The 24,335-nt window shown below is 67.4% G+C and carries 24 protein-coding genes and 1 pseudogene; 14 read left to right on the top strand and 11 right to left on the bottom strand.

Features of this window, described 5'->3' with window-relative positions; all coding sequences use genetic code 11:
- Positions 1-407: 407 nt before the first annotated feature.
- Positions 408-1,031: a uracil phosphoribosyltransferase gene (gene upp, locus D0D37_RS39760; protein WP_116205731.1), complete on the top strand. Its 624-nt coding sequence runs from the start codon at positions 408-410 to the stop codon at positions 1,029-1,031.
- Here upp and D0D37_RS39755 read toward each other — a convergent pair.
- A complete protein-coding gene (locus D0D37_RS39755; protein ID WP_116205730.1) occupies positions 1,024-1,614 on the bottom strand; it encodes a TetR/AcrR family transcriptional regulator in 591 nt (196 codons plus the stop codon). The genes upp and D0D37_RS39755 overlap by 8 nt on opposite strands.
- Before the next feature lie 95 nt (positions 1,615-1,709).
- Here D0D37_RS39755 and D0D37_RS39750 point away from each other — a divergent pair, with 95 nt between their 5' ends.
- From D0D37_RS39750 to D0D37_RS39715, 8 genes are all read left to right on the top strand, one after another.
- Positions 1,710-2,111, top strand: a complete 402-nt coding sequence (locus tag D0D37_RS39750) for a MerR family transcriptional regulator (protein ID WP_009072633.1) — start codon at positions 1,710-1,712, stop codon at positions 2,109-2,111.
- Complete coding sequence (locus D0D37_RS39745) at positions 2,108-3,088, top strand: aldo/keto reductase (RefSeq protein ID WP_208720446.1); 981 nt, start codon at positions 2,108-2,110, stop codon at positions 3,086-3,088. The genes D0D37_RS39750 and D0D37_RS39745 overlap by 4 nt, the downstream gene beginning before the upstream one ends.
- Positions 3,089-3,303: 215 nt before the next feature.
- Positions 3,304-4,848 carry an NAD(P)-binding domain-containing protein gene (locus D0D37_RS39740; protein WP_116205729.1) on the top strand — a complete coding sequence of 515 codons (1,545 nt, stop codon included), beginning with the start codon at positions 3,304-3,306 and terminating at the stop codon, positions 4,846-4,848.
- Between the two features lies 1 nt (position 4,849).
- Complete coding sequence (locus D0D37_RS39735; RefSeq protein ID WP_116205728.1) at positions 4,850-5,875, top strand: alpha-hydroxy acid oxidase; 1,026 nt, start codon at positions 4,850-4,852, stop codon at positions 5,873-5,875.
- Positions 5,872-7,194 (top strand): cytochrome P450, encoded by a 1,323-nt coding sequence (locus D0D37_RS39730; RefSeq protein WP_116205727.1) that lies wholly within the window; start codon positions 5,872-5,874, stop codon positions 7,192-7,194. The genes D0D37_RS39735 and D0D37_RS39730 overlap by 4 nt, the downstream gene beginning before the upstream one ends.
- Entirely contained in the window at positions 7,191-8,462 is a 1,272-nt protein-coding gene (locus D0D37_RS39725; protein WP_116205726.1) for a cation:proton antiporter, read from the top strand. Before D0D37_RS39730 ends, D0D37_RS39725 begins: the two co-directional genes overlap by 4 nt.
- A 91-nt stretch (positions 8,463-8,553) precedes the next feature.
- On the top strand, positions 8,554-9,201 hold the full coding sequence (locus tag D0D37_RS39720; RefSeq protein ID WP_043831817.1) for a response regulator transcription factor: 648 nt from the start codon (positions 8,554-8,556) through the stop codon (positions 9,199-9,201).
- The gene (locus tag D0D37_RS39715; RefSeq protein ID WP_116205725.1) at positions 9,198-10,379 is read left to right on the top strand and encodes a sensor histidine kinase; all 1,182 of its coding nucleotides are present in this window, start codon (positions 9,198-9,200) and stop codon (positions 10,377-10,379) included. Before D0D37_RS39720 ends, D0D37_RS39715 begins: the two co-directional genes overlap by 4 nt.
- Here D0D37_RS39715 and D0D37_RS39710 read toward each other — a convergent pair.
- Complete coding sequence (locus tag D0D37_RS39710) at positions 10,354-11,046, bottom strand: YczE/YyaS/YitT family protein (protein WP_116205724.1); 693 nt, start codon at positions 11,044-11,046, stop codon at positions 10,354-10,356. The genes D0D37_RS39715 and D0D37_RS39710 overlap by 26 nt on opposite strands.
- Before the next feature lie 23 nt (positions 11,047-11,069).
- Positions 11,070-12,857 carry an adenine deaminase C-terminal domain-containing protein gene (locus D0D37_RS39705; protein WP_244223840.1) on the bottom strand — a complete coding sequence of 596 codons (1,788 nt, stop codon included), beginning with the start codon at positions 12,855-12,857 and terminating at the stop codon, positions 11,070-11,072.
- Between the two features lie 86 nt (positions 12,858-12,943).
- Here D0D37_RS39705 and D0D37_RS39700 point away from each other — a divergent pair, with 86 nt between their 5' ends.
- Positions 12,944-13,852 (top strand): LysR family transcriptional regulator, encoded by a 909-nt coding sequence (locus D0D37_RS39700; RefSeq protein WP_116205722.1) that lies wholly within the window; start codon positions 12,944-12,946, stop codon positions 13,850-13,852.
- Positions 13,853-13,978: 126 nt separating this feature from the next.
- On the opposite strand, the gene D0D37_RS39695 is transcribed toward D0D37_RS39700, so the two are convergent.
- Both D0D37_RS39695 and D0D37_RS39690 read right to left on the bottom strand, forming a co-directional pair.
- Entirely contained in the window at positions 13,979-14,332 is a 354-nt protein-coding gene (locus D0D37_RS39695) for a hypothetical protein (protein ID WP_116205721.1), read from the bottom strand.
- A 41-nt stretch (positions 14,333-14,373) separates the two neighbouring features.
- Positions 14,374-14,823 (bottom strand): hypothetical protein, encoded by a 450-nt coding sequence (locus D0D37_RS39690; RefSeq protein WP_244223839.1) that lies wholly within the window; start codon positions 14,821-14,823, stop codon positions 14,374-14,376.
- Between the two features lie 160 nt (positions 14,824-14,983).
- Here D0D37_RS39690 and D0D37_RS39685 point away from each other — a divergent pair, with 160 nt between their 5' ends.
- Together D0D37_RS39685 and hisS are read left to right on the top strand one after the other, a co-directional pair.
- Complete coding sequence (locus tag D0D37_RS39685; protein ID WP_116205720.1) at positions 14,984-15,367, top strand: hypothetical protein; 384 nt, start codon at positions 14,984-14,986, stop codon at positions 15,365-15,367.
- A gap of 36 nt (positions 15,368-15,403) precedes the next feature.
- Positions 15,404-16,699 (top strand): histidine--tRNA ligase, encoded by a 1,296-nt coding sequence (gene hisS / locus D0D37_RS39680; RefSeq protein WP_116205719.1) that lies wholly within the window; start codon positions 15,404-15,406, stop codon positions 16,697-16,699.
- A gap of 458 nt (positions 16,700-17,157) precedes the next feature.
- On the opposite strand, the gene D0D37_RS39675 is transcribed toward hisS, so the two are convergent.
- Entirely contained in the window at positions 17,158-17,607 is a 450-nt protein-coding gene (locus tag D0D37_RS39675; protein ID WP_009072659.1) for a flavodoxin family protein, read from the bottom strand.
- 10 nt (positions 17,608-17,617) lie between these two features.
- Positions 17,618-19,246, bottom strand: a complete 1,629-nt coding sequence (locus D0D37_RS39670; RefSeq protein ID WP_116205718.1) for a phospho-sugar mutase — start codon at positions 19,244-19,246, stop codon at positions 17,618-17,620.
- A gap of 57 nt (positions 19,247-19,303) precedes the next feature.
- Here D0D37_RS39670 and D0D37_RS39665 point away from each other — a divergent pair, with 57 nt between their 5' ends.
- Positions 19,304-20,455 (top strand): glycosyltransferase, encoded by a 1,152-nt coding sequence (locus D0D37_RS39665; protein WP_116205734.1) that lies wholly within the window; start codon positions 19,304-19,306, stop codon positions 20,453-20,455.
- A gap of 48 nt (positions 20,456-20,503) precedes the next feature.
- On the opposite strand, the gene D0D37_RS39660 is transcribed toward D0D37_RS39665, so the two are convergent.
- The 3 genes from D0D37_RS39660 to D0D37_RS39650 are packed head-to-tail and all read right to left on the bottom strand — an operon-like array spanning position 20,504 to position 22,687.
- Entirely contained in the window at positions 20,504-21,289 is a 786-nt protein-coding gene (locus D0D37_RS39660; RefSeq protein ID WP_116205717.1) for a purine-nucleoside phosphorylase, read from the bottom strand.
- On the bottom strand, positions 21,286-21,672 hold the full coding sequence (locus D0D37_RS39655) for an ABA4-like family protein (RefSeq protein WP_244223838.1): 387 nt from the start codon (positions 21,670-21,672) through the stop codon (positions 21,286-21,288). Before D0D37_RS39655 ends, D0D37_RS39660 begins: the two co-directional genes overlap by 4 nt.
- 37 nt (positions 21,673-21,709) lie before the next feature.
- Positions 21,710-22,687 (bottom strand): hypothetical protein, encoded by a 978-nt coding sequence (locus D0D37_RS39650; protein ID WP_116205716.1) that lies wholly within the window; start codon positions 22,685-22,687, stop codon positions 21,710-21,712.
- Between the two features lie 115 nt (positions 22,688-22,802).
- Here D0D37_RS39650 and D0D37_RS39645 point away from each other — a divergent pair, with 115 nt between their 5' ends.
- Positions 22,803-23,423, top strand: a complete 621-nt coding sequence (locus tag D0D37_RS39645; protein WP_116205732.1) for a MerR family transcriptional regulator — start codon at positions 22,803-22,805, stop codon at positions 23,421-23,423.
- A 216-nt stretch (positions 23,424-23,639) separates the two neighbouring features.
- Here D0D37_RS39645 and D0D37_RS39640 read toward each other — a convergent pair.
- Positions 23,640-24,335, bottom strand: a pseudogene (locus D0D37_RS39640) (serine/threonine-protein kinase); the annotation flags it as partial.

The raw sequence follows: 24,335 nt of genomic DNA, 5'->3' as shown, positions 1-24,335 counted from the left end.
GGCTTGGGCGAGTGGGGTGGCTGGGGGCGCGGGTGCCTGCTGGGTGGTCCGTGAAGGGCTCCTTGAGGGAATCTAGGTCCAATGCCAGGGACTTAAGCTGCGTGACCACGGCCCGCTGACCGTCCATAAAGGACGCCAGGGTCGCTTAAACGCCCGATTGATGCCCGCATGACTGTTTTCTCAGGTCCGTGAGGGGAACCCTGAGGGACTCAGAGTCCCTCAGGGTTCCCCTCACGGACGGGCACATCCCGCAGCGCCGCCTTAAGTCCCTGGCATTGGAATCTGGGTCCGTGAGGGGCCCCTTGAGGGAATCTGGGTCTGTGAAGGTGGCCCTCACGGAAGTGATCGGGCCTACGTCGGTGCGGGGAATGAGTGGCGTGCCTGAACTGGGCGGCTAAGTTGTCGGCATGGATGTGCATGTCGTCGATCACCCGCTGGCCAAGGCTCGTCTCTCGACCATGCGGGACGCTCGGACGGACAGTGCCGCGTTCCGGGCCGCATTGCATGAGTTGACTGTCATGCTCGTCTATGAAGCCACGCGTGATGCGCCGGTGCGGACCGAGCGCATTCATACGCCCGTCGCGCGCACTGATGCGTACCGGCTTGCTAGTCCGCCGTTGCTGGTGCCCGTGTTGCGGGCTGGACTTGGCATGGCTGACCAGGCGCACAAGCTCATTCCGGACGCGCAGATGGGGTTCGTCGGGCTCGCTCGCGACGAGGAGACTCTCAAGCCGACTCCGTACCTTGAGTCGCTGCCCGAATCGCTCGCGGACCGGCCGGTGTTGGTGCTTGATCCGATGCTCGCGACTGGTGGGTCGATGGAATACACGATTCGGCTGCTGACCGATCGTGGGGCTACCGACGTCACCGCGATTTGTGCGCTCGCTGCGCCGGAGGGGTTGGCGCATCTCGAACAGACTGGGCTGCCGGTTCGGGTCGTCACCTCGAGTATTGACGAGCGGCTCAACGACTCCGGGTTCATCGTGCCGGGGCTTGGCGACGCGGGGGATCGGCAGTACGGCGCTAGGTGAGCCAGCCGGAAGCGTTGGCGTGCAAGGCTTTTTCGTACGCGTCGGAAACGCTGAAGCCGTCGGGCAGCCGGCCGGACAGTTCCAGGGACACCAGGCCGTGCACGAAACCCCACAGGCTGACTGTGATCAGTTCAGCTCCGACGTCCTGGAACTGGCCGGACTCCACTGCGGCGCGGACTACCCCGGTCAAGGGGGCGAGGGTGGCTTGGGCGACCTCGTCGGCCTCGGCGTTCGGTTCGAAGCCTGGCACCGAGCGGCTGAACATGATCGCGTACAGGTGCGGGTCGGCGAGTGCGCTTTCGCGGTAGGCGACGCCTAGGCGCACGAGGTCGGTTACTGCGTCGCCGGACAGGGGGACCGTCGCCAGGCGGGCGCCGAAGCGGCGGAAGCCTTCTGCGTACAGGGCGTTCACCAGGTCCGGTTTGCTGCCGAACAGCGAGTACACCGCGGTGGTCGACGTGCCGGAGTCGGCGGCCAGTTTTCTCAACGACAATGCCTTGGGGCCGTCCGCGGAGATCAGTTCGCCTGCCCGGTCCAGGAGCTTCAGCCGGAGGGATTCGTCGTGCGTACGGGGACGAGGCATGTACCCAGCGTAACGCAACGACGTTATAAAACGCGACCGTAACCATCGATTTAAGATTTGACCTGGAGTGCACTCCAGGTCGTACTGTCGAGCGCATGAGCTACTCGATAGCGGAAGCCGCACGACGTAGCGGCCTGTCGATCGACACCCTCCGGTACTACGAACGAATCAAGCTTCTCGAACCGCCCGCTCGCGATTCGGCGGGGCGGCGCGCCTACTCCGACGAGGACCTGAACTGGCTCGGCTTCCTCACGAAGCTGCGGCTCACCGGGATGCCGATCAAGAGCATGCGCGAGTACGCCTCGCTGCGCCGGCACGGGGTGGCCAGCGCGGGACGGCGCAAGGCGATTCTCGTGGAGCAGCGGCAGTCGGTCGCCGACCGGATCGCTGAGCTGCAGGGTTGTCTCGACATTCTGGATTACAAGATCGCCAACTACGAGCAGATCGAGCGCAAGGCCTTCGGTGTTGCGCCCGAAATGGAGGGAATTTCCGCGTGATCGGTACGAGGAAGCTCGGCGCACTGGAAGTCGGCGCACAGGGGCTCGGCTGCATGGGGATGAGCTCGGCCTACGGCGTGCGCGACAACGACGGCGAGTCCGTCGCCACCGTGCACCGGGCGCTGGAACTGGGGGTGACCCTGCTCGACACGGCCAACGTGTACGGCGCGGGGGAGAACGAAAAGCTCGTCGGCAAGGCGATCGCCGACCGTCGCGACCAGGTGGTTCTCGCGACGAAGTTCGGCATCGTGCACACCGACGCGGGCATGACCGCGCGCGGTGACGCCGCGTATGTGAAGCAGTGCTGCGACGAATCGCTGCAGCGGCTAGGGATCGACCACATCGACCTCTATTACCAGCATCGCGTCGACCCGAGCGTCCCGATCGAGGAGACCTGGGGCGCGCTCGCCGAGCTGGTGCAGGCCGGGAAGATCCGTTACGCCGGGATTTCCGAGGCGGGCGCGGAGACTATTCGCCGGGCGCACGCGGTGCATCCGGTCACCGCGTTGCAGAGCGAATGGTCGCTGTGGACGCGGGGGATCGAGGACGAAATTCTCGGCACCTGCCGCGAGCTGGGGATCGGGATCGTGCCGTTCTCGCCGCTGGGGCGCGGGTTCTTGACCGGCGCGGTCACGTCCGTGGAGGAGCTGCCCGAGGGTGACATGCGCCGTGGCCTGCCGCGGTTCGCCGAGGACAACCTCGCGCGCAACCTGGCGATCGTCGAGGCGCTGCGTGCGCTGGCCGCGGACAAGGGCGTCACCGCGGGGCAGCTGGCGCTCGCCTGGGTGCAGGCCAAGGGGGCCGACGTCGTGCCGATTCCGGGCACGAAGCGGCGGAAGTACCTGGAAGAGAACGTAGGCGCGGCCGAGCTGGAACTGTCCGAAGAGGACATCGCGGCGATCGAGAAGGCCGCTCCGGCCGAGGCGGTCGCTGGTGCGCGGTACCCGGAGGCGCTCGCGCGCGTCACCGGCAAGTAGCTGCCGCGGCGGGTGGCTCGGTTGCTGCGAAGGTCCGTGAGGGGAACCCTGAGGGACTCTGATTCCCTCAGGGTTCCCCTCACGGACGTCAGCGGGAGCGGAGAGCCACGCGGTCCGGCCAGTGTCCCGAAGACCGGGCACGTTCTGAGGGATTTCTGAGATCTTCCGACCACTCTGAGCGCCGTCAGATCAAGGCGACGCGGGAGGTCGGTGTCATGGCGGACGTGCTGGACTACCTGGTGGTCGGAGCCGGGCCGGCGGGATTGCAGCTCGGGCGGCAGCTGGGCGGGGCCGGGCGCAGCTACCTGGTCCTGGAGCGCGGGTCCGTGCCCGCCGCGTTCTTCACGCGATTTCCCCGGCACCGCACGCTCATCTCGGTCAACAAGAAATACACCGGCTGGACCGACCCCGAGCTGAACCTCCGGGTCGACTGGAACTCGCTGCTCGACGACGGGCCCGACCCGCTCCTCTTCACCGACTACAGCGCCGAGATGTTCCCACCGGCGGAAGCTTTTTTGAGCTACACCGCCGATTACGCGGCGAAACACGACGTCAAAATCAGGTACGACACCGAGGTTGTGCGAATTTCGCGGGCGGACGACGTGTTCACGGTCAGCGCCGCTGATGGGGAAAAGTTCAGTGCTCGGCGGCTGATCATGGCGACCGGGGTGACCAAGCCGTATGTCCCGGACGTGCCGGGCATGGAGCTGGTCGACCAGTACGCCGACTACGACACCGAGCCGGAGCAGTTCATCAACCAGCGCGTTCTCGTGCTGGGAAAGGGAAACTCCGCGTTCGAGACCGCCGACAGCATCAACGCCTACGCGGCGGTGCTGCATGTCGCCGGTCCGCGGCCGGTCAAGCTCGCGTGGCGCACGCATTTTGTCGGACACCTTCGCGCATACAACGCTGGCGTGCTCGACATGTACCAACTCAAGCTGCAGCACGCGATTCTCGACGGCGACGTCCGCCAGATCATCAAGGACGACGACGGCTACCACGTCAAATTCGCCTTCGCTCGCGCCAACGAGCTGGTCAAAGAAATCCGCTACGACCGTGTCATCGCAGCGACCGGTTTCCGGTTCGACGCCTCGATGTTCGACGCGGACTGCCGTCCGGAGATGACGATCAACGACCGGTTCCCGGCGCAAACGTCCTCGTGGGAATCAGTGAACGTGCCGGGGCTCTACTTCGCCGGGACGATCACTCAGGTCCGCGATTTCAAGAAAGCTACCAGCGCGTTCATCCACGGCTACCGCTACGGCGTGCGCGCGCTGTCCAAGGTGCTCGACGAGCGTTACCACGACACTGAATGGCCGAACACGGTGGTGGCCAACCAGACGAGCGAACTGGTCGACGCGGTCATTCGGCGGATCAACCGTACTTCCGCGCTGTACCAACAGTTTGGCTTCCTCGCCGACGTCCTCGTGGTCGACGGGGACCAGGCTCGCTACTACGAGGAAGTTCCGGTCGACCGGTTCAAGGACACGTCGCTGGGGGAGAGCGACAACGCGTTCGTGATCACCCTCGACTACGGGCCGGACCACGACAAGATCGATCCATTCGACTTCACCGTCACCCGCGCGAGCCAGGACGTCGCGAATGATTCCGGCGAGGGGCATTACCTGCATCCGATCGTCCGGCATTACCAGGGCGGCGAATTGGTCGCGACCCATCACGTCACCGAGAACCTCGAAAACGAGTGGAACCGACCGGTGCACGTGGACGCGTTGACGACTTTCTTCACCAAGCAGCTCTGACATGCGCACGATCGCGGAGCTGGAAGCCATCGCACGGGAACGGATGGAACCAGCGCACTACGACTATTACGCCGGCGGAGCGGGCGAGGAAGCCACCTTGCGCGCCAACGAAGAAGAATTCCGCCGCCGGGTGCTTGTCCCGCGAGCACTGCGCGGAGTCGGCAAACGCGACCTGACGGTGGAAATCGCTGGATCGTCGTTGTCGATGCCGATTTTGGTGTGTCCGACGGCATTTCATCGGCTCGCGCATTCGGACGGAGAACTCGCGACCGCGCAAGCGACTGCGGAGGCGGGCACCGTCTTCGTGTGCAGCATGGCCTCGACGACGGCTGTCGAGGACGTCGCCAAGGTCGCTGACGTTTTCTGGTTCCAGCTTTATCCGCAGTCAGACCGGGAGTTCACCGAATCGGTCATCAGCCGGGCGGAGAACGCGGGCGCGCGGGCGTTGGTGGTGACGGTCGATTCCGCGGTGCACGGGCGGCGGGAACGCGACCACCGCAACGCGTTCCATGATCTCCCTCCGGGGCTGGCCGCCGAGAACATGCGCGACGCTACCGGCCGCGTGCGGGATATCGAGATGCCTGTCGATCTGACCTGGGAAGACCTGGACTGGTTGCGCACGACCACGAAAATGCCGGTGCTGCTCAAGGGAGTGCTGCATCCGGAGGACGCCCGGCGCGCGGTGGCGGCCGGGATCGACGGGCTCGTGGTGTCCAACCACGGCGGCCGACAGCTCGACGGCGCAATTTCGAGCCTGGCCGCACTTCCCGAAATTGTGTCCGTTGTGGACGGTCAAGTGCCGTTGCTCCTTGACGGCGGTGTGCGAAGCGGTACGGACGTCGTCAAAGCGCTCGCTCTCGGCGCGGACGTGGTCGGCGTCGGCAGGCCGGTGCTGTGGGGGCTCGCCGCGGCGGGGCAGGAAGGGGTCGCCGAAGTGCTGGAACGGTTGCGCGAGGAGACGGACACCGCTCTCGGGCTGTGCGGGGCACGGACGCCCGGCGAGTTGACCGCGGACCTGGTCCGATGAAACGTCTCGTGCTCGCCGGGGCGGCCGGGCTGATCGCGACCAGCCCGAGGTGGCTGCCGGGACGGGTCGTCGCGATGCGGAACCAGATTTTCGCGCTGGTCAACGGGGACGAGGGCTACCCGGTGCCGGTAGAGGACTTCCGCCGGGTGTACTCCGACCCGGCGGCCGACGGACGCAGCGAGGGTGCCGCGCTGTCCGACCTGTTCTGGTACTGGCTCGCGCCCGGACCGCAGGTGCACCAGGAGCACTTGGAGCCAGGCCCACGCTATGACGAGGTCGCCAAAACGACTCGGAACATCCTGGTCAAGTCCAAGGCCGAATCGCAGGCCCTGACCGAGCGGGTCGCCGCGCGCGTGCTCGACCGGATCGAAACCGGGCCGGGACGGCTGCTCCGGCTGCGCGACGAGATGATGCCGGTCTGGGCCGAGCTGTACTACGAGCTGGTGTTCGGCGAACCCTGCCCGCCCGAAGCGCGCGACCTGATCGTCGGGCACGCCGACGACGTCGTGTCCGCGTTGAAGTGCGTGCGCCCGCGCAACATGCGCCGTCGCGCCCGGCTCACCGCGTACCTGCGCCGACGGCTCGACGATGTCCGGCATCCGCTGCCGTCCCGGCTCACCCGGGAGGAGCAGGTGTTCTACCTGCAAGGGACGTTCTTCAACACCGCGGTCGTGCAGATGTCCGAGGCGATGGCGCACCTGCTGATGGTCCTGGCCGAACATCCGCAGGTGCAGCGCAGGCTCGCGGAAAACCCGGACGACGACGAGTATTTCGACCGGGTGCTGGACGAATGCCTGCGCACCTACCCGCTGTTCGGCATTGCACACCGCATCACCACTGGCGACGTCGAACTCGCCGACCGGACCATCGATGCGGGCACCGTGCTGTTGTTCAGCTACCCGGAGTTCCACCACGCCGGAGTGGACCGTGCCGACGAGTTCGACCCAGAGCGGTGGGCCGGTTGCCCCGCGCACCAGCAGAGAAATTTCTTGCCGTTCGGCGTCGCGCAGAACCGGCCGTGCCCCGCGCGCGGCCTCGCCCCGGTGACGATGCGCGTGGTCACCAGGGAATTCCTGCGCCGATTCACCCTCGCCACGAGCGCCGCGCACACCCGCTCGATTCCCAATCGCGGACCGGTTTTCGCCACCCCGCGCGGGTCGCGGCGAAATCCCCGCGCCGCATTGGCCTATTTGGCGGTACGCGATCACTGGGAAGACGTGTGGCGCAGCCTCGCGCAGCTGGTCTTCGGCACCTACATGGTGCTTGACGCGCGTCGACTTCGGTTGTGTACCAAACACTTCCAGGGAGGAGCCCGATGAGTGCCGTCGAAGCCGCACCCGCGTTTTTCCTGGCCGCGGTGGTGATCCTGGCGGCCTGCCGGGCGGTGAACGCGCTCGCCGTACGCCTCGGGCAGCCACCGGTGGTGGGCGAGATGGTCACCGGTGTCCTGCTGGGCCCGTCGCTGCTCGGGCTCGTGCTGCCGGGCGTGCAGGAATGGCTGTTCCCGGACTCGGTGCGCACGCTGCTCTACCTCGGCGGCCAGATCGGGCTGGTCATCTACATGTTCGGCGCGGGTTACGAATTCCGGCTCAGCGCGTTGCGGGATGGGCGCAAGACTGTCGCCGCGGTGTCCGCCGCGGGCACAGCGGTGCCGCTCGCGCTCGGCGTGGGGGTGAGCGTGCTCGGCGCGAGCTGGGCCGGAATTCTGAAACCCGGGGTGTCGCCGGTGGTTTCGGCGGCGTTCGTCGCGGTGGCGCTCGCGATTACGGCGTTCCCGATGATGGCCCGGATCATCACCGAACGCGGCTTGGGCAACACCAGGTTCGGCTCGCTCGCGCTCGCTTGTGGTGCCCTCGATGACGTTCTGGCCTGGATCCTGCTGGCTGTCGTCCTCGGGATGCACGCCGGTACGGCCGGTCCGATTGCGACGGCCATCGGCGGCGGAGTGCTGTTCGTGCTGCTCGTGTGGTTGGTGATCCGCCGGATCGTGGCGCGGGTGATGGACAACCCGCGCGGGTCGGTGGACCAGCGGATGCTCGTCACCGCCATGTTCCTGTTCGGTGCCGCGTGGTTCACCGACGTCATCGGCCTGTACGCGGTGTTCGGCGCGTTCGTGCTCGGGCTGGTGTTCCCGCGCGGCGAGGCGGCGGACGCGGTGCTCGCGCGGATCATGCCGGTCGGCCGGGTCGTGTTCCTGCCGCTGTTCTTCACCTATTCCGGTCTCAACACGCGATTCGCGCTGCTCGCCGACCCGAAGCTGTTGCTGTTCGCGCTGGTCTGCATCGCGGTCGCGGTGGTCGGCAAACTCGGCGCCTCGTGGGGCGCGGCTCGACTGACCGGTGAACCGCAACCGGTCGCACTGCGGATCGGCGTGCTGGTGAACGCGCGCGGACTGATGCAATTGGTGGCATTGAACGTTGGGCTGTCCGCCGGAATCGTTTCGCCCGCGCTGTTCACCGTCCTGGTGCTCGTCGCGCTCGTCACCACGATCATGACCTCGCCGGTGCTCGGCTGGCTGGACAAACGCGACGCCCGGCGGTCCGCGGACGGAGAAATGCCCGAATTTCTCCTGACCGGAAGAAGCTGAACGATTCCTACGAAAGTCGAGGGTCGGATGGCCGGATCACTGCGAGTATGGACCTGTGCACGATGAGGCAGAGACCCCGGCGGCTTCCCGGGTGCTCCTGGTCGAGGACGATCGCGATCTCGCCGGGATGCTCGTCGAATTGCTCGCCGGAGAAGGTTACGAGACCGAAGTGGCCCACGACGGCCAGCGCGGCCTGCACCTCGGGCTCACTGGGCGGCACGCGGTGGTGATTCTCGACCGGCGGCTGCCGGTGGTCGACGGACTCTCGGTGCTGGCCCAGCTGCGCCGCCGGGCGGTGCCCGCGCGAGTGCTGGTGCTGTCCGCGCTGGGCGAGCTGGCCGACCGGGTGCACGGCCTCGACACCGGGGCCGACGACTACCTGGTGAAACCGTTCGAGACCGACGAGCTGCTCGCCCGGGTGCGTGCGTTGTGCCGCCGCGACGAGGAACACGCCGAGTCTCTCCCGCTCGGCGCGGCGGCACTGGACCTGCAGCGGCACGAGGTAGTGCTGCCGCGCGGCGAGCGGGTGACGTTGTCCGGACGCGAGTTCGAGCTGTTGCGCACGCTCGCCCAGCGGCCCAAGGCAATCCACCCGCGTGCTTCCTTGCGCGCGGGAGTGTTCACCGAATCCGCTGCGGAGTCCATTGTGGACACCTATGTGTACTACCTGCGGCGGAAGCTGGGCCGAGGCGTGGTGAAGACGGTGCACGGCCTTGGCTACCAGATCGGGGCGGTGTGACCACCGTCGTCGCTCCGGAGGCGCGGGCGCTGCGGCGCGCGCGGCGGACCATCGCGAGCCAGATCGCCGTGGTGATCACGATGGTTGTGCTCGCCGCGGGTATGATCGCGTACTGGGTACTGTTGCGCGGGCAGGCCGCGGAGACCGAGCGGCAGCTGGAATTCGCCTTAGGTCACGGACTTTCCGCGACCCCGCCCGGATGCACCTACCTGGTGACGCCCCAGGGACACGCGCCCGCCGGGCGGCTCCCGTTCACGCTCCCGCCGGTGCCGCAAGTGCCGCACGACGGTGACGTGGTGACGGAAGAACGCGTGCTCGACGGCGCGACGTACACCATCCGCACGGTGAACCGTGGCGGCGAAGTCTGGCAGGCGTACTTCAACGAGCATTACCTGATCTCCGACCGCGAGCAGCTGTTGCTGGGGCTCGGGGTGGCTGAGCTGGTGGTGTTGATCGCGTCGGTGGTCAGCGGCTATCTGCTGGCCAGACGGGCGATTCGGCCATTGGGCGAGGCATTGCGTCGGCAACGGACCTTTGTCGCCGATGCGTCCCACGAGCTGCGTGCGCCCTTGACCCGGTTGCACACCCGCACACAGCTCCTGGCCCGGCGCGGCGGCGCGGGACCGGCCGAGCTGGAAACCCTGGTCTCGGGCACCCGGGAACTCGGCGCGGTAGTCGACGATTTGCTGTTGTCTGCGCAGGCTTGCGCCGAACGGCCGCATCTGGAGCCGGTGCAGCTGGCGGTACTGGCGGAACAAGCCGTGGCGGCGGAATCGGTCCGTGCGAACGACCGGCAAGTGGACCTCCGGCTCAGCCGTTCGCCGGGACTGGAGGACGTGGTGCCGGGCGTGCCGACCGCGTTGCGGCGGGTGCTGTCCGCCTTGCTGGACAACGCGATCGGGCACACCCCGCCGGGCGGGTCGATCGAGGTGATTCTCGCCAACCCGGACGCCCGGCACGTCGAACTGCGCGTGTGTGACACCGGAACCGGCTTCCCGCAACAGGAAGCAGAACGGCTTTTCGAGCGGTTCGCCCACGGCGCGCACGGTGAAGGTCGACGGTTCGGGTTGGGGCTGGCGTTGGTGCAGGAAGTCGTGACCGGACACGGCGGGACCATTGCCGCGTTCGGAAAGCCTGGTGTCGGCGCGACGTTCACGCTGCGCTTTCTACGGGCTTGAGCTTCCGGGCCTGGAACTTCTTGTACAGGAAGAAATAGAGCTTGATGTACTGGCCGACCAGGACGGCGTTGATGATCGTGCCCTCCCGGATGAAATGCGGTCCGCCGAGGAAGATCAGCCCGATGCCCGCCGAGATCGCGAGCAGCGAGCAGTCGAAGACGGTTTTGATGTTCCCCCATTTGCGGCCGGTCTTCTTCTGCAGGGTGTTGACGAACAGGTCGATCGGCATCAGCACCAGATTGGCCCGGATCATCAGGAAGAGCCCGAACGCCAGCATCGCGTCGGCGAGGAACAGCAGCGCGAGATTAGCCGCATACGGTCCCAGCGAGATCCACTTCGTCGCCATCAGGTTGAAGTCGAGCAACGCGGCCAGAATCAGCGCCGGAACCAGCGACAACAGGTTTTTGAGCTTGAACGCCCTTGGCAGCACCAGGAAAGTCAGGGCGAGCATGAGCACTTCGAGCATGAGATTGAACGTGCCCTGGCTGAGCGGCGGGAGCACGAGCGTCATCGTGCGGGTCAGGCTGCTTTGCGGGGAGATACCGATCCCGGCCCGGATAGCCAGGCCGAGACCGAGCGTCAGCAGGTAGATGCCCGCGATGTAGGTGATCCACCGCCGCACTACGTTTCCGTTGTCGACTACTCCCGCGTCTTTGTCGTAAGGCACGACCGCGACCTCCTCGTTGAGGGTTACTTCATGAATCCGAAACGGTCGAGCGAGATGAACAGGGTCAGGAGTTTGTTGACGACGGGCTCGCCCTCGTTGTGGTTGCCCAGCTTTTCGAGCGCGGCGTCGACCGAGCGGGTCGCGTCGACGAGTTCGGCGAGGTTCATGTCAGCCATCACGCCGTAGAAGTCCAGCGGCAGACAGGCTTTCGTCTCGCCGTCCTCGGTCACGATGCAGCCGCCGACCAGCGTGTCCAACTGCTTGAGGTTGGCGCACATTTCCGCGCTGTCGCTGCCGACGCTCACGAAGTACGCCGACGGCGCGGGCCAAAACGTCGACACCGCACCACGGTCGATCGATACGCCCTTAAACAAGCCGGTGACAATGTGCCGGTTTCCCTCGGCGTAACGCTGCACAATCGAAATCCGGTTGAGCCGCTCGCCTTCGTGCTCGGGCACGGCCGCGCCGTCGCGGAACGGCACCCAGATCTCTTGGGCGAACTTGAGATGCCCGCGTCCGTAGACGTCGAAAAGCAACACCTTCGCCTGGTCACCGTCCGGCGAGATTTCGATCGGCGTCAGGTCGAGCTGTTCGGGTGCCAGCTCGGCGAGACCCAGCTTCGGTTCCTTGGCCAGGCTGGAGTAATCGATGCCGACGCGGTTGAGCAGCTTGCGATCGCGGGCAACGAGTTCGCCGCCCTTGAACACATACCGCGGGTTGATCTTGGCGAGGCTGTCGGTGAGGACGATGTCGGCGAACCGGCCGGGGCTGAGCGAGCCGAGGTCGCGATCCTTGCGGAACGAACGGGCGGCGTACAGGGTGCCCATCTTGATCGCCTTGATCGGCGGCATTCCCATTTCGATCGCCAGCGAGATCACCCAGTCGATATGGCCCTGCCGCAAAACGCGGTCCACCGAGATGTTGTCCGCGCAGAGCTGGAAGTTCTCCGCGGGCCAGCGTCGTTTCACGATGGCGCGCAACATGGTCCGGATGACCTCCGGACTTCCGACGCCGAACTTGATCTGCGTGTTGAGGCCGTAGCGGACGCTCTTTTCGATGTCGTCCTCGTTCCAGACGTCGTGATTGTTGTCGACGCCGATCGCGGGCATGTAGTTCAGCAGCATGTCCGACAGCGCAGTGACACCCCAATGGCAATTCACGAACCCGGAATTCGCGCGGCCCAGCGCGGACTTGCGGAAGTCGTCGGCGTCCCCGGTCATGTAGGACAGGTGAGCCAGTTCGCCGAGCCCGATCACCGGATCCATCTTCAGCATGGCCTCGGTGACGTCGGTCGAGGTCTTCTTCCCCGGGGCGAATGCGTAAAGCCGATAAGGCAGCTTTTCGTGGTCAGCAAACAACGTCTGGACGGCTTCTACCGCTTCGTCCCCGGCGGCGCTGGCGAAGTCGAGGGTCTCCCCGAACACCGTGGTCGTTCCACTCGGGACGATCGCCTCGCCGAACGCCGCCGGATGCGCGAGCTGCGACTCGAAATGCAGATGCGCGTCGATCAATCCGGGGATCGCGTAAAGCCCTTCGCCGTCGAAGACCTCGCGTACCCGCACGATCGACTCGTCGGGGTTCAGCGCGACGATCCGCTGCCGGTAAACGAGAAGCGAGCCGGGATAGACACTTTCCGTGTGCACGTCGACGATGTTGAGATTGCGCAGCAGCAGGTCCGCTTCCTGCTCGCCGGAGAGAATGCCGAAGATGGTCCGTACGTGATCTTCTTGCGCGGCAACGTCTTCGGCCGGGATCGGGGGATACGTCGTCGGATCCTGCACAGTGTCCTCGCTTCGCTGTCGTTGGTGCACTGATAGAACCCGGCGCACACCGTTGCTGACAAGCATTCATTTTCGTACGACGTGTACTCTTTTTTCGTACGCTTAGGAGGTCCGCCGTGCTCCACTCCCGGTTGCTGCAGTACATCGACGAAGTGGCGCGCCTCGGATCCATCCGCGCGGCCGGTGCGCGGCTGCACGTCGCGCCGTCGGCGATCAACCGGCAGATCTTGCTTCTGGAGGCGGAACTAGGCGAGCAGTTGTTCGACCGCCTGCCGCGCGGGATGCGCCCGACGCCGGCCGGGGAGGCGCTTCTCGCGCACGTCCGGCGTACGCTGCAGCAGTACCGCGAGACTGTCGCGGACATCCGAGACCTGCATGCGCTCGGCAGCGGCGAGGTCGTGATCGCCACGATGACCGGCCTGGCCAGCAGCGTCGTCGCGACCGCCGCGGCGGCGTTCCGGGCCCGGCATCCACGAGTCCGGATCTCGATCCGCACGATGACGACGCAGGAGATCCTGCGCGCGGTCGAGGCCAGCGAAGCCGATCTCGGGCTCGGCTTCAACGTCCCGTCGTCCGCGCACCTCGAGGTCTGCTGGCAGATGAACACCCGGCTCGGCGTCGTCGTCGCCCCGCACCACCCGCTCGCCGGCGCGGACCCGATCCCGCTCGCGCAATGCCCGCCTTACCCGCTGATCTTCGCCGACCGCTCGATGGTCATCCACGGCATCGTCGCGGAAGCCTTCGCCAAAGCCGGTCTCGACATCGAACCGGCGTTCCACACCAACTCGATCGAGACAATGAAACGGCTCGCCGCGTCCGGCGACGCCATCGCGTTCCTCAGCGAATTCGACATCGCCGAGGAGATCCGGGACGGCCGCCTGGTCTTCCGTCCGGTTCGCGACGCGTTCAGCAACAACGTTGTTTCGTTGGTGCGGCGGGAAAAACATGCCCACGGCTTGGCGAGTCTCTTGCTGGCCGAGGACATCGTCGGCGCACTGACCCACACGCAGACTCCGCGGCCTTAGCGCTCAACCCCCCTGGAGAGACGGGCTGCGTGGCTCGGTTCCGGTGAAGGTCCGTGAGGGGAACCCTGAGGGACTCTGATTCCCTCAGGGTTCCCCTCACGGACCTCGGGGGCGGCACGAGGCGGGTCAGTCGGTGAGAGTGTCCGTCGGCAGCAATGCCCGCAGCCGCCGAGTCGTCGCCTCGTATTCGACGTACGCGCGCGAGTTTTCCGGACCACCGGCGGCCATCAGCTCGTCGTGCGCGATCGCCTGCTCCGCGATCACCGACGCGAGCAGCACCAGAAACCGGGCCGAACGGTCGGAGCGGACCGCCATCTCGGCGGAACCAGGCAGGCCGCGCTCGGCGAATCCCTCGAACACGGCGGTGTTCTCGCGCTGCTTCTCCGCCAGCAACCGGCAGGTCGCCGATTGCTGGCGGAGCTGGTCGGCATAAGCCAACTGCGGCGAAGCGGCATCTCCGGGCTGGCTCACGCCCGACATGATGCCCGTTCTCCGCCGCGGACATCCACCGGATCGGTCAGCTAGAGCACGGCCACCGTGAACACCGCGGAGACAGCGGCGGCGAACAGGGTGGATTCGGGGTGGAAGACCCGCAGCGTCACGGTCCCGGACACAGTCAGCCGGAGGCCGAGGTCGAAGTCGTTGCCCGGCGAGCACGGGGTCGAGGCGAGGTTGACCCAGACCCCGGCCTGGGTTTGTTGCTGCACGTACAGGATTCCGCCGTCGTCGCCGCGCCCCGCCGGGCCGGTCGCCACGTGCCCGTGGATCCGAAGCTCCTCGCCCTTGTGCACCTTGGACTTGACCGGTCCGGCCTTGATGTGGACGGGCGTCTTCTTGCCTGCCTGGTGTGCGGCCGGAGCATCGGCCTGCGGGACGGCCGCCTGGGCAGGCACCGTCAGACAGAGGCCGCCGAGAGCGAGGGACAAGGCGAGACCGGCCCATCGGGCGCGTCGCCGCATCGAGGTAGTCATGAACTTCACCGCAGTCCACCGCCGCTCGCTTCGCCGGTCAACTCCCTCGACGGTCGAGGGACAGCCACCGGCAAGAGGGACAGCGTAACCGTCGGCAGAAGTTTCGTGACAGTGTTTTAAAACGGTGTTATGGTCGCTTCCGCACCCCAAGGAGGCGACCATGCACGGCCCAGCCCAGTTGTTCACTGTCATCGCGCTCGTATCGCTGCCGACCGTCATGTACGGCGGTTACGCGCTCAGCGGCGTCCTGCGCCGCGGCGACCTCACCGAGAAACAGCGCGGCTTCTTCCGCGCCGGACACGCCCACGCCGGCGTACTGCTCGTCCTCACGCTCGCCGCGTTGCAACTCGTCGAGCACGGCGGGCTCGGCGGCACCGCGCGCTGGATCGTCTGCTTCCTGTTGCTGTTCGGCGTGCTCGCGCAGTCCGGCGGGTTCTTCCTCGCGATGCTGCGCACCCGCGTCGGCATGAGCGTCACCACCGGCGGCGCGGTGCTGCTCGGCGCGGCGATGCTGCTCACCGCCTACGGCGTCGCGTTCCCCTGACGAAATCGCTGGCGCCGGGTCGTTAAGCTTGATGACGTGCCTGAATACCTGTCGACTGCGCCTGTCAAGGGGACCCGAGACTTCCTCCCCGCCGAAATGTCCGTCCGCATGCAGGTGTTCGGCCATCTCTACGACGTGCTGGAGCGCTACGGCTACCTTCGCTACGACGGCCCGGTCCTGGAACAGGCGGAGGTCTACGAGCGGAAGTCCGGCCAGGAGATCGCCGACCAGCAGCTGTACACGCTCACCACACGCGGCGGCGAGCGGCTCGCGCTGCGCCCGGAGATGACGCCCTCGGTGGCCCGGATGATCGCCGGCCACGCGAAATCGCTGTCGTTCCCGGTGCGCTGGTACAGCCACCCGAACTGCCACCGCTACGAGCGCCCGCAGCGCGGCCGCGTCCGCGAGCACTGGCAGATCAACGCCGACATCTTCGGTTCGGAAAGCGCGAACTGCGAGATCGAGATGTTCGAGCTGATCCACGACCTGATGGGCGCGGTCGGCGCGACCACGGACACGTTCGCGGTGCGCGTCAACGACCGGAACCTGCTGTCGTCGGCGCTGACCGACGTCGCCGGGATCTCGCCGGACCACCTGCCGCAGGTGTTCGCGCTCGTCGACCGCTGGGAGAAGACCTCGGCCGAGGAGCACGCGGCGAGCGCCGCCGAGATCGGGTTGTCGGACAAGCAGTACGAGAAGCTCGCCGAGACGCTCAGTGCCGGTCCGGCGCTGCTCGACGAACTGCCCGCGGAGGTCAAGGCCGAGTCGAACCTGGTCAAGGTGCTCTCCAGCAGCGCCGCGAGCCTGGTCCGGTACGAGCCGCTGATCGTGCGCGGGCTGGCGTACTACACGTCGACCGTGTTCGAGGTCTTCGACACCTCGCCGCAGAACCGCCGCGCGCTGTTCGGCGGCGGCCGGTACAGCAACCTCGCCTCGATGTTCACGAAGGAGCAGATCTCCGGCATCGGGTTCGGCATGGGCGACGTGACGCTGATGGACTTCCTCGACACGCACGGCCTCACGCCGCAGCCGCGCAGCGAGGTCGACGTCACCGTCATCCCGGTCACCGAGGACCTGGCGGACCCGGCCCGCGACGTCGCGACGGCGTTGCGGAAGGCAGGGCTGCGCACGTCGACCCCGCTGGAGCTGCGCAAACTGGGCAAGGAGCTCACTCGTGCGGACAAGGCGGGCGCGGTCGCGGTCGTCATCGTGGGCGAGGAGGACTGGGCGGCGGGCCGGGTGACCGTCCGGAGCCTGGCCACTCGCGAGCAGCAGCAGGTCGCGCTGGCGGATGTCCCGGAGACGGTGCGGGCCATGGTCTCGCCGGCCTGATTTCTTTACTGAAGCGGGCGTCGGTCTCCGGACCGGCGCCCGCCTCTCGTTTGGCCGCCGCGTGGCGGATCCAGTGCGGTTTCGTCACTCACGGGAGTCGGCCGCCGATGAATCAGCCACCCGGCTGGACGCTCCACAAAGGACACTCAAGATCGGTGCGGGCGCTCCGGGCACGGGGGTCGATGGTCCGCTGACTGGGACGACGGCCGGGGCGGATCCAGGTTTCTCCGGCTTCGCGGGCCTGGTCGGCGCCCTCGGAGTTGATTCGAGCACGCTTGGTTGTCATTGCAGGGTCGTCATGATCGGTTCTTTGTAGTACCCTTGCGTAGTCGAGGTTGATCGCCTTCGTTGCGAACCCTTGACTTGGCCTGTTGCCGGAGGTCGACCCCCAGGGCTTCCGGTGACAGGCCTCTTTACTTTCCCGGGAAAGGCTTCGGGCCTGCTCAACGGTTCTCCGCTCACATGAGCGTCGCGGCAAGGGTTCCGCCGAGTTCGGTCACCGCTTCCAGCGCGGCTTTGTCCGGTTCGCCCGTCACGAGCACGGGCTCCGCCACCCGAGTCCAGCCGAGCCCGGTCGTGATCGCGTCGAGTTGCCGCACGGTCCCGGACGTGTCGTTGTTGCCGTGCACGTACGCCCCGAACGGACGGCCCTTCGTCGCGTCCAGGCACGGGTAGTACACGGTGTCGAAGAAATGTTTCAACGCACCGCTCATGCTGCCGAGGTTCGCCGGCGTGCCCAGGAGGTAGCCGTCGGCGGCCAGCACGTCGGCCACCGTCGCGCCGAGCGCGGGACGGCGGACGACGTCGACGCCTTCGATGTCCGGATGCTTCGCGCCGGCGAGCGCGGCCTCGAACATCGCCTGCATCGACGGCGACGGCGTGTGGTGCACGATCAGCAACGTGGGCATGGTTCTCCCGTCAGCGCAGCAGCGCGGTGATCTCCTCGCGGACCGCGTCGAGAACTTCCGTCGCGCCGCGCCGCGCGTCGGCGAGTTCGCCGGTCACCGGAGCCACCACTTGCAGGTACGCCTTCAGTTTCGGTTCAGTGCCGGACGGCCGCACTACGACACGCACGCCGTCGCCGCTCAGCCGGAGCACGTCGGCGTCCGGCAGCAGGTCTTCGAGGCCCACCGACACGCCGCCGAGCGTGGCTGGCGGGTTCGCCCGGAGCGCGGCCATCAGGCGTCCGCGCACCGCGAGATCGGTGACCCGCAACGACACCTGATCGGTGAGGTGCACGCCGTGCCGGGTCGCGATGTCGTCGAGGACGTCCAGCAGCGTGCGGCCCTCAGCCTTGAGCGTGGCGGCCAGGTCGGCACCCGCGACTGCGGCGGCAATGCCGTCCTTGTCGCGAACAAAGCTCGGGTTTACGCACAGTCCGAGGGCTTCCTCGTACGCGAACACCAAGCCCTCGCCCGCGCGAACGAGCCATTTGAACCCGGTCAGCGTTTCCGCGTAGCGCGCGCCCTTTTCCTTCGCTACTTCGCCGAGCAGCGACGAGGACACGATCGTGGTGGCCACCAACGGATCTTGATTGTCCGTTGTGGACAGGACGTGCGACCCGAGCAGGACGCCGGTCTCGTCGCCGCGCAGCATCCGCCAGCCGTCCGGGCCGCGGACGCCGAGCGCGCACCGGTCGGCGTCCGGGTCGAGCGCCACCGCGAGGTCAGCGTCCACTTCGGACGCCAGCGCCAGCAGGAGGTCGGTCGCGCCGGGTTCCTCGGGGTTCGGGAAGGAGACGGTGGGGAAGTCGGCGTCCGGTTCGGACTGGGCGGAAACCAGGTGTACGTCGGTGAATCCGGCGCGGGACAGCGCGGCCCGCAGGGTCTCCGCACCGACGCCGTGCAGTGCCGTCGCGGCGATCCGCAGCTCTCGCGTCGTGCCGCGCGGAAGTGCGCCGACCGCGGAAAGGTACGCCTCGCGCGGATCGACGACCTCGGCTCCGGGCTTGCGCGGGATGCTCCGGGTAGCCGGGGCGGACTGGATCGCCCGCTCGATTTCGCCGTCGGACGGCGGCACGATCTGCCCGCCGGTGGCGTCGTAAAGCTTGTATCCGTTGTCCGCGGGAGGGTTGTGCGACGCGGTGATCTGGATCCCGGCGACCGCGCCGTAGTGCAGCACCGAGAACGCCAGCACCGGCGTCGGCAACGGCTGCGGCAGCACCTTCACCGCGAACCCGGCGGCGGTCAGCACTTCGGCGGCCGCGGTGGCGAACGCTTCCGAACCGTGCCGCGCGTCCCGGCCGATCACGACCACGCCGCCCGCGTGCCCCTGCGCGGCGAGCCACGCGGCGACGCCCACGGTGGTCCGAGTAACGACCGCGACGTTCATCCCGTTCGGCCCCGCGCGCACCGGACCGCGCAGACCGGCGGTCCCGAACTCCAGCGGCCCGGCCATCCGGTCGGCGATCTCCTCGGCCGCGCCGGGCTCCTTGCCCATCGCACGGGCGAGGGCGGCGGTCAACTCCTCGCGCGACGCCGGATCCGGGTCGTCGGTGATCCAGCGGTAGACGGAATCGCGCAGGCGGGAATCGAGGCTGTCGGACACCCGGGCCAGCTTACGCGGATCCGGAAACTGGGTGGTGGCTGGCGATACGCTCGGGTGGTGCGCATTCTTTTCACTTCCCTCGCCTCTTACGGGCACCTTTATCCGTTGCTGCCGCTCGCCGTCGCCGCGCGCGCCGCGGGCCACGACGTGGTTTATGCGACCGGCCCCGACTTCCATCCGACGCTCGAAAAGGCCGGGCTCGAACCCGCCGCTGCCGGGCTGACCTTGCAGGAGGTGTTCGCCAGCCTCTCCGCGGGCGATGACCGCGGCCGCCACGAGATCCCGGAAGCCGAGCTGAACGAGATGATCGGCAAGACGTTCGGACGGCTGCTGCCCGCCGCGTTCATGACCGACCTCGCGCCGCTGCTCGCCGAGCGGAAACCGGATCTTCTCGTCTACGAAATGGCCAATGCGGGCGGTGCGTTCGCCGCGCATCAGGCTGGGATTCCCGCTGTCGGGCACGGTTTCGGCCGGGTGTCCTCCGGCGGCCCGCTGGACAACATCAGCGAACAGATCGACGAGTTCGCCGCCGAAATCGGCCTCGACGGCGGCAGCAGGTCTTTCTGGGGGCACCCGTTCCTGGACATCTGCCCGCCGTCGGTGCAGGCGCCGGAGTTCCTCGCCGCGACCCGGCGCGTGCCGCTGCGCCCGGTCGGCTGGAGCGAACCGGGCGAGCTGCCGTCCGGTATCGAAGGCCGCGACCGCGGCCGCCCGCTGGCGTACCTGACGCTCGGCACTACCCCGGCGAGCCAGGCACACCTGCTGACCTCGGCGTTGCGGGGACTGGCCTCGCTCGACGCGGACGTGCTGGTGGCCACCGGCCCGTCCGTCGATGTCGCCGCGCTCGGCGAGGTGCCGTCGAATGTGCAGCTGGAAGCGTGGGTGCCGCAGTCGGAACTGCTGCCGCACGTCGATCTGGTGGTGCATCACGGCGGAAGCGGGACCACGATGGGCGCGTTCGCCGCTGGGGTGCCGCAGCTGGTGTTGCCGCAGGGCGCGGACCAGTTCACCAACGCCGACGCGGTCGTCGAGGCTGGCGCGGGCGCGAAGCTGCTTGGCGAGGAACTGACGACGGACGCGGTTCGGGAGACGGCCGGTCGGTTGCTGGGAGACGGCACAGTGGCGGACGTCGTGCGCGGGCTGGCGGCGGAGGTCGCGGGGATGCCTTCGCCGGAGGAAGTGGTCGCGCAGCTGCCGCAGTACGTGTGAGTCGTGAGTGCTGATCGCGGTTAGAACCGTGATCAGCACTCACGAGGCTCACGCGCGGGTGACGAGTTCCTTCAGCAGCGAGCCCATCCGCGTCGCCGACTGCCGGCCGGCCTCGAGGACTTCCTCGTGGTTCAGCGGTTGGCCGGTCATGCCCGCGGCCAGGTTCGTGACCAGCGACAGCCCGAACACCTCGAGCCCGGCCGCGCGGGCGGCGATCGCCTCCAGCACGGTCGACATGCCGACCAGGTCGGCGCCCATGTTGCGCAGCATCCGGATCTCGGCGGGCGTCTCGAAGTGCGGTCCGGGCAGGCCCGCGTACACGCCCTCCTCCAGCGAATCGTCGATCTCCCGCGCCAGGTCGCGCAGCCGCTTGGCGTAGAGGTCGGTCAGGTCGACGAAGTTCGCGCCGACGATCGGCGAGCGCGCGGTCAGGTTGAGGTGGTCGGCGATCAGCACCGGCTGCCCGACATTCATGCCCGCGCGCAGCCCGCCCGCCGCGTTAGTGAGCAGCACCGTCCGCGCGCCCGCCGCCGCGGCCGTGCGCACGTTCTGCACGACCGGGTCGATGCCCTTGCCCTCGTAGAAATGCGTGCGGCCGAGCAGGACCAGCGCGCGTTTGTCGCCGACCCGCAATGACCGCACCGTGCCGCCGTGGCCGACGGCTCCGGGCGGGGTGAAGCCCGGCAGTTCGCCGAACGGGATCTCCGCGTCGGCGGTTCCGATCACGTCCGCGGCCGGACGCCAGCCGGAACCCAGCACCACGGCGATGTCGTGCTTCTCGACGCCGGTGCGCTCGGCGATGACGGCGGCGGCCGCCTCCTCCAGGTTGCTCATGCCGCCGAGCGTATCCGGGCGCTGCGCACGACGAGGAACGCGACCAGGCCGAATGGTGACAGGAAGATCGTCAGCAGGAGCAGCGGGCTGAGCACCCACCACGGGATCCGGTGCGTGCGCGCCTCGAAGAACATCCAGCGCGCGATGAACAGGTCGAACGCGATGAGGTGCGCCCAGACCAGCGCGGCCCCGTACGGTGTGCTCAGAAACCCTTGCAGCACGCCGAGATCCGGCCGTTGCATGGCGTGCCAGAGTTCGCCGAAGTGCGGGATCGCCAGCACGAAGTACCAGACCAGCGGCAGCAGCGGCACCCACGGCGAGGCCAGGATCCGCCGGGTGCCGCGCCAACCGGGCAGGAAGATCATCAGCAGCCAGAACGGCACCGCGACGGGAACGTCCAGGCGAAGACGGTCAGGTCGCTCATCGGACCGCCTTGCGGACCGGGACCAGCACCGACGCCGCGGCAGCCGCTGCGATGCCGCCGACCAGCAGGCCAGCGGCGGACAGCGTCGTGCCGCTCGGGTAGATGAGAGGTTCGCCGCGTTCGGCCTGCCACAGGATCAGCCCGACGAGACCCGCGTAGCCGATCGAACCCGTCCACACCAGCCGTACGCGCACCGCGCTCTCGCGCAGCCGGGGCAGTCGCGTCGCGAGCACCGCGAGCCCGAACGCCAAGAGCGGCAACGCTTGCAGCGCGTGCAGGCCGATGAAGTGCGGGATGCGCAGGTCGCCGCCGGTGGTGCTCCAGCCGAGCAGCGGAAGCCCGGGGCCGCCGTCCGCGACGCCGACGCTGTGCGCGCCGATGAGGTCGGAATGGCCGGTGGCCTTGATCGTGGCCCGTTCGATCGGAGTCGGCTGGGTCATGGTCGCGCCGAGGCCGGCGCCGATCAGCGCGACGACCGCGCCGGTGCGCACCGCCCAGTACACCGCCCGGTCTTCGATCCGGGTGAACATGAGGACGACGGTGCCCACGAGCGTGGCGAGCCAAAGCCCCGCCACCATCGCGCCCATCGCCTGGAACAGCGCGGCGTCGAACGGGGACGTGTTCGCGAAGTGGCTCGGCCGGACGCGGGCCGCCTGGAACGCCATCGCCACGTACTCGGCGGCGAACAGCACGACGGCGACGGTCGTGGCGACGCTCGCGACCTTGCGCAACCGTCCGCGCAGCAGCGAGACGAGCCAGCTCCAGGTGAAGAAATAGAGCCCGCCGGACACGGCGAACTTGAACAGCTTCGCCCACACCGGCGCGCCGAGCAGGGTCCGGTGGTCGATCAGCATCGCCGCGACGGACAGCACGGTCGCGACGGCCATCGCCCCGGCGAACCACAGCGAAGGACGGTGCCAGGTGCGCATCCGCGCGGTGGTCAGCGTCGCGGGCGGGTCGACAGTGATGGTCATGAGTTCCTCCCAGGATGGATAGTGCCGCTCTCCACTATGGGAAGTTAAACTATCCATCCTGAGATGTCCTCAGGGTTTTCCCCGGAAGTCCGGAAGTAGGGTCGTGCTGGTGCGGATGGCTGAGCTGAGCGCCGAGTCCGGGATCCCGGTGGCGACGATCAAGTACTACCTGCGGGAGGGGCTGCTCCCGGCCGGGGAACGGACCAGTCCGAATCAGGCTCGCTACGGCGAGGAGCACGTGCGGCGGTTGAAGCTGATCCGGGCGTTGGTCGAGGTCGGCGGGCTGTCCGTGGCGACTGTGCGGGAGGTCGTGGCCGCGGTTGATTCGGATCGGGCCGCGTACAGCGTGCTCGGAGTGGCGCAGCGGGCGTTGACTCGGTTCGACGCGGACGTTCCCGATGAGGATCGCGAGTGGGCGATGGGGGTGGTAGGGGAGCTTGCCCGGGAGCACGGGTGGAAGTTCGGGCCGGACAATCCGGTTGCCGAATTGTTGGTGGGGACTGTGTGCACTATTCGGGCGTTGGGGCATCAGGCGTTGCTGGATCAGATCGGGCGGTATGCGGATATCGCCGATCGGATCGCTCAGGCGGATTTGGATACGCTTGAGGCCGGGGTTTCTATGGATCGGATTGTCGAGGCCGCGGTGGTGGGGACTGTTTTGGGGGATCGGTTGTTTGAGGGGTTTAGGAGGTTGGCTCAGGCTGCGGAGACTGCGCGTCGGTATTCGGTGGGGTGAGGTTCTTTGGGGGGCGGCTCGTCGCCTGGCGGCGACATTGCCGTGGTGGTTGCGTGGGGCACCCCGAAGCTGATTGTGACTACGGCACGGGGGTTCTTGTCAAGGCGGGAAAGATGCCTTGACAAGAACCCCCGTGCCGCGTTTTTGGCTTCGTATCGGGGTGCGGGGGTGGTGTGGGTGCCTCGATGGTTGGGTGCGCTGGTGCGGCTTTAGGCTTTAGGAAGTTGCCGGGAAGGACAAGGTTGGCGCTATTTGGTCGAAGGTGCCGGAGGCGGTGTCTTCCTGTTCGGCCGGGACGGTGAGCGAGAGCAGCCACAGGGTGTTGCCGGACTGTTTGACCAGGGCGAAGGTCGCGCGGGTGATTACGGCGTCCGGCTTGGCTGAGCGGCTTTGTGCTCGTTCTACCGCGCGGAACATGAGTTCGACGCCGTTGGCTGTTTGCGCCGGGCTTCGGACGATGTTGAGCGAATCCTGCGAACTCGATGATTTCAGCGCTTCCAGCGCGTCGCCAAGGGAATACTTTTCGTAGAAGTTCGGGATTCGTTCCAGGCGCAGTGATTGACGGCCGTCTTGGGAGAGGTATTGGACTACCGTTGACGTGCCGAAGGTTGATTTCCGGGAGGCGATGAAGCGTTTCCATCCCTCGGGGACTGAAACGGTGTACTCGCTGTCGCGCGAGACGTTTGCTGTTGAGCTTGCGTTGGCGTGTTGCGGGACCAGGTTCAGTGGCTTCGAAGAGCCGGCGACTGTGCCCAAGGTGGCCAGAACTCCGGAATCCGGGGTCTGCGGCGGCAGCAGGTTTTGGCCGCTCACCACGCGGGCCAGGGCGAAACCGCCGCCGCAGGCCAGGGCGAACAGGACCATTGAGGCTACTGCCAGCATCGCGGTGGCCTTGCTGCTGCGGCGCGGCGG

This window comes from Amycolatopsis circi (assembly GCF_003385235.1).
Classification (GTDB): domain Bacteria; phylum Actinomycetota; class Actinomycetes; order Mycobacteriales; family Pseudonocardiaceae; genus Amycolatopsis; species Amycolatopsis circi.
This window is presented reverse-complemented; position numbering and strand designations above follow the sequence as displayed.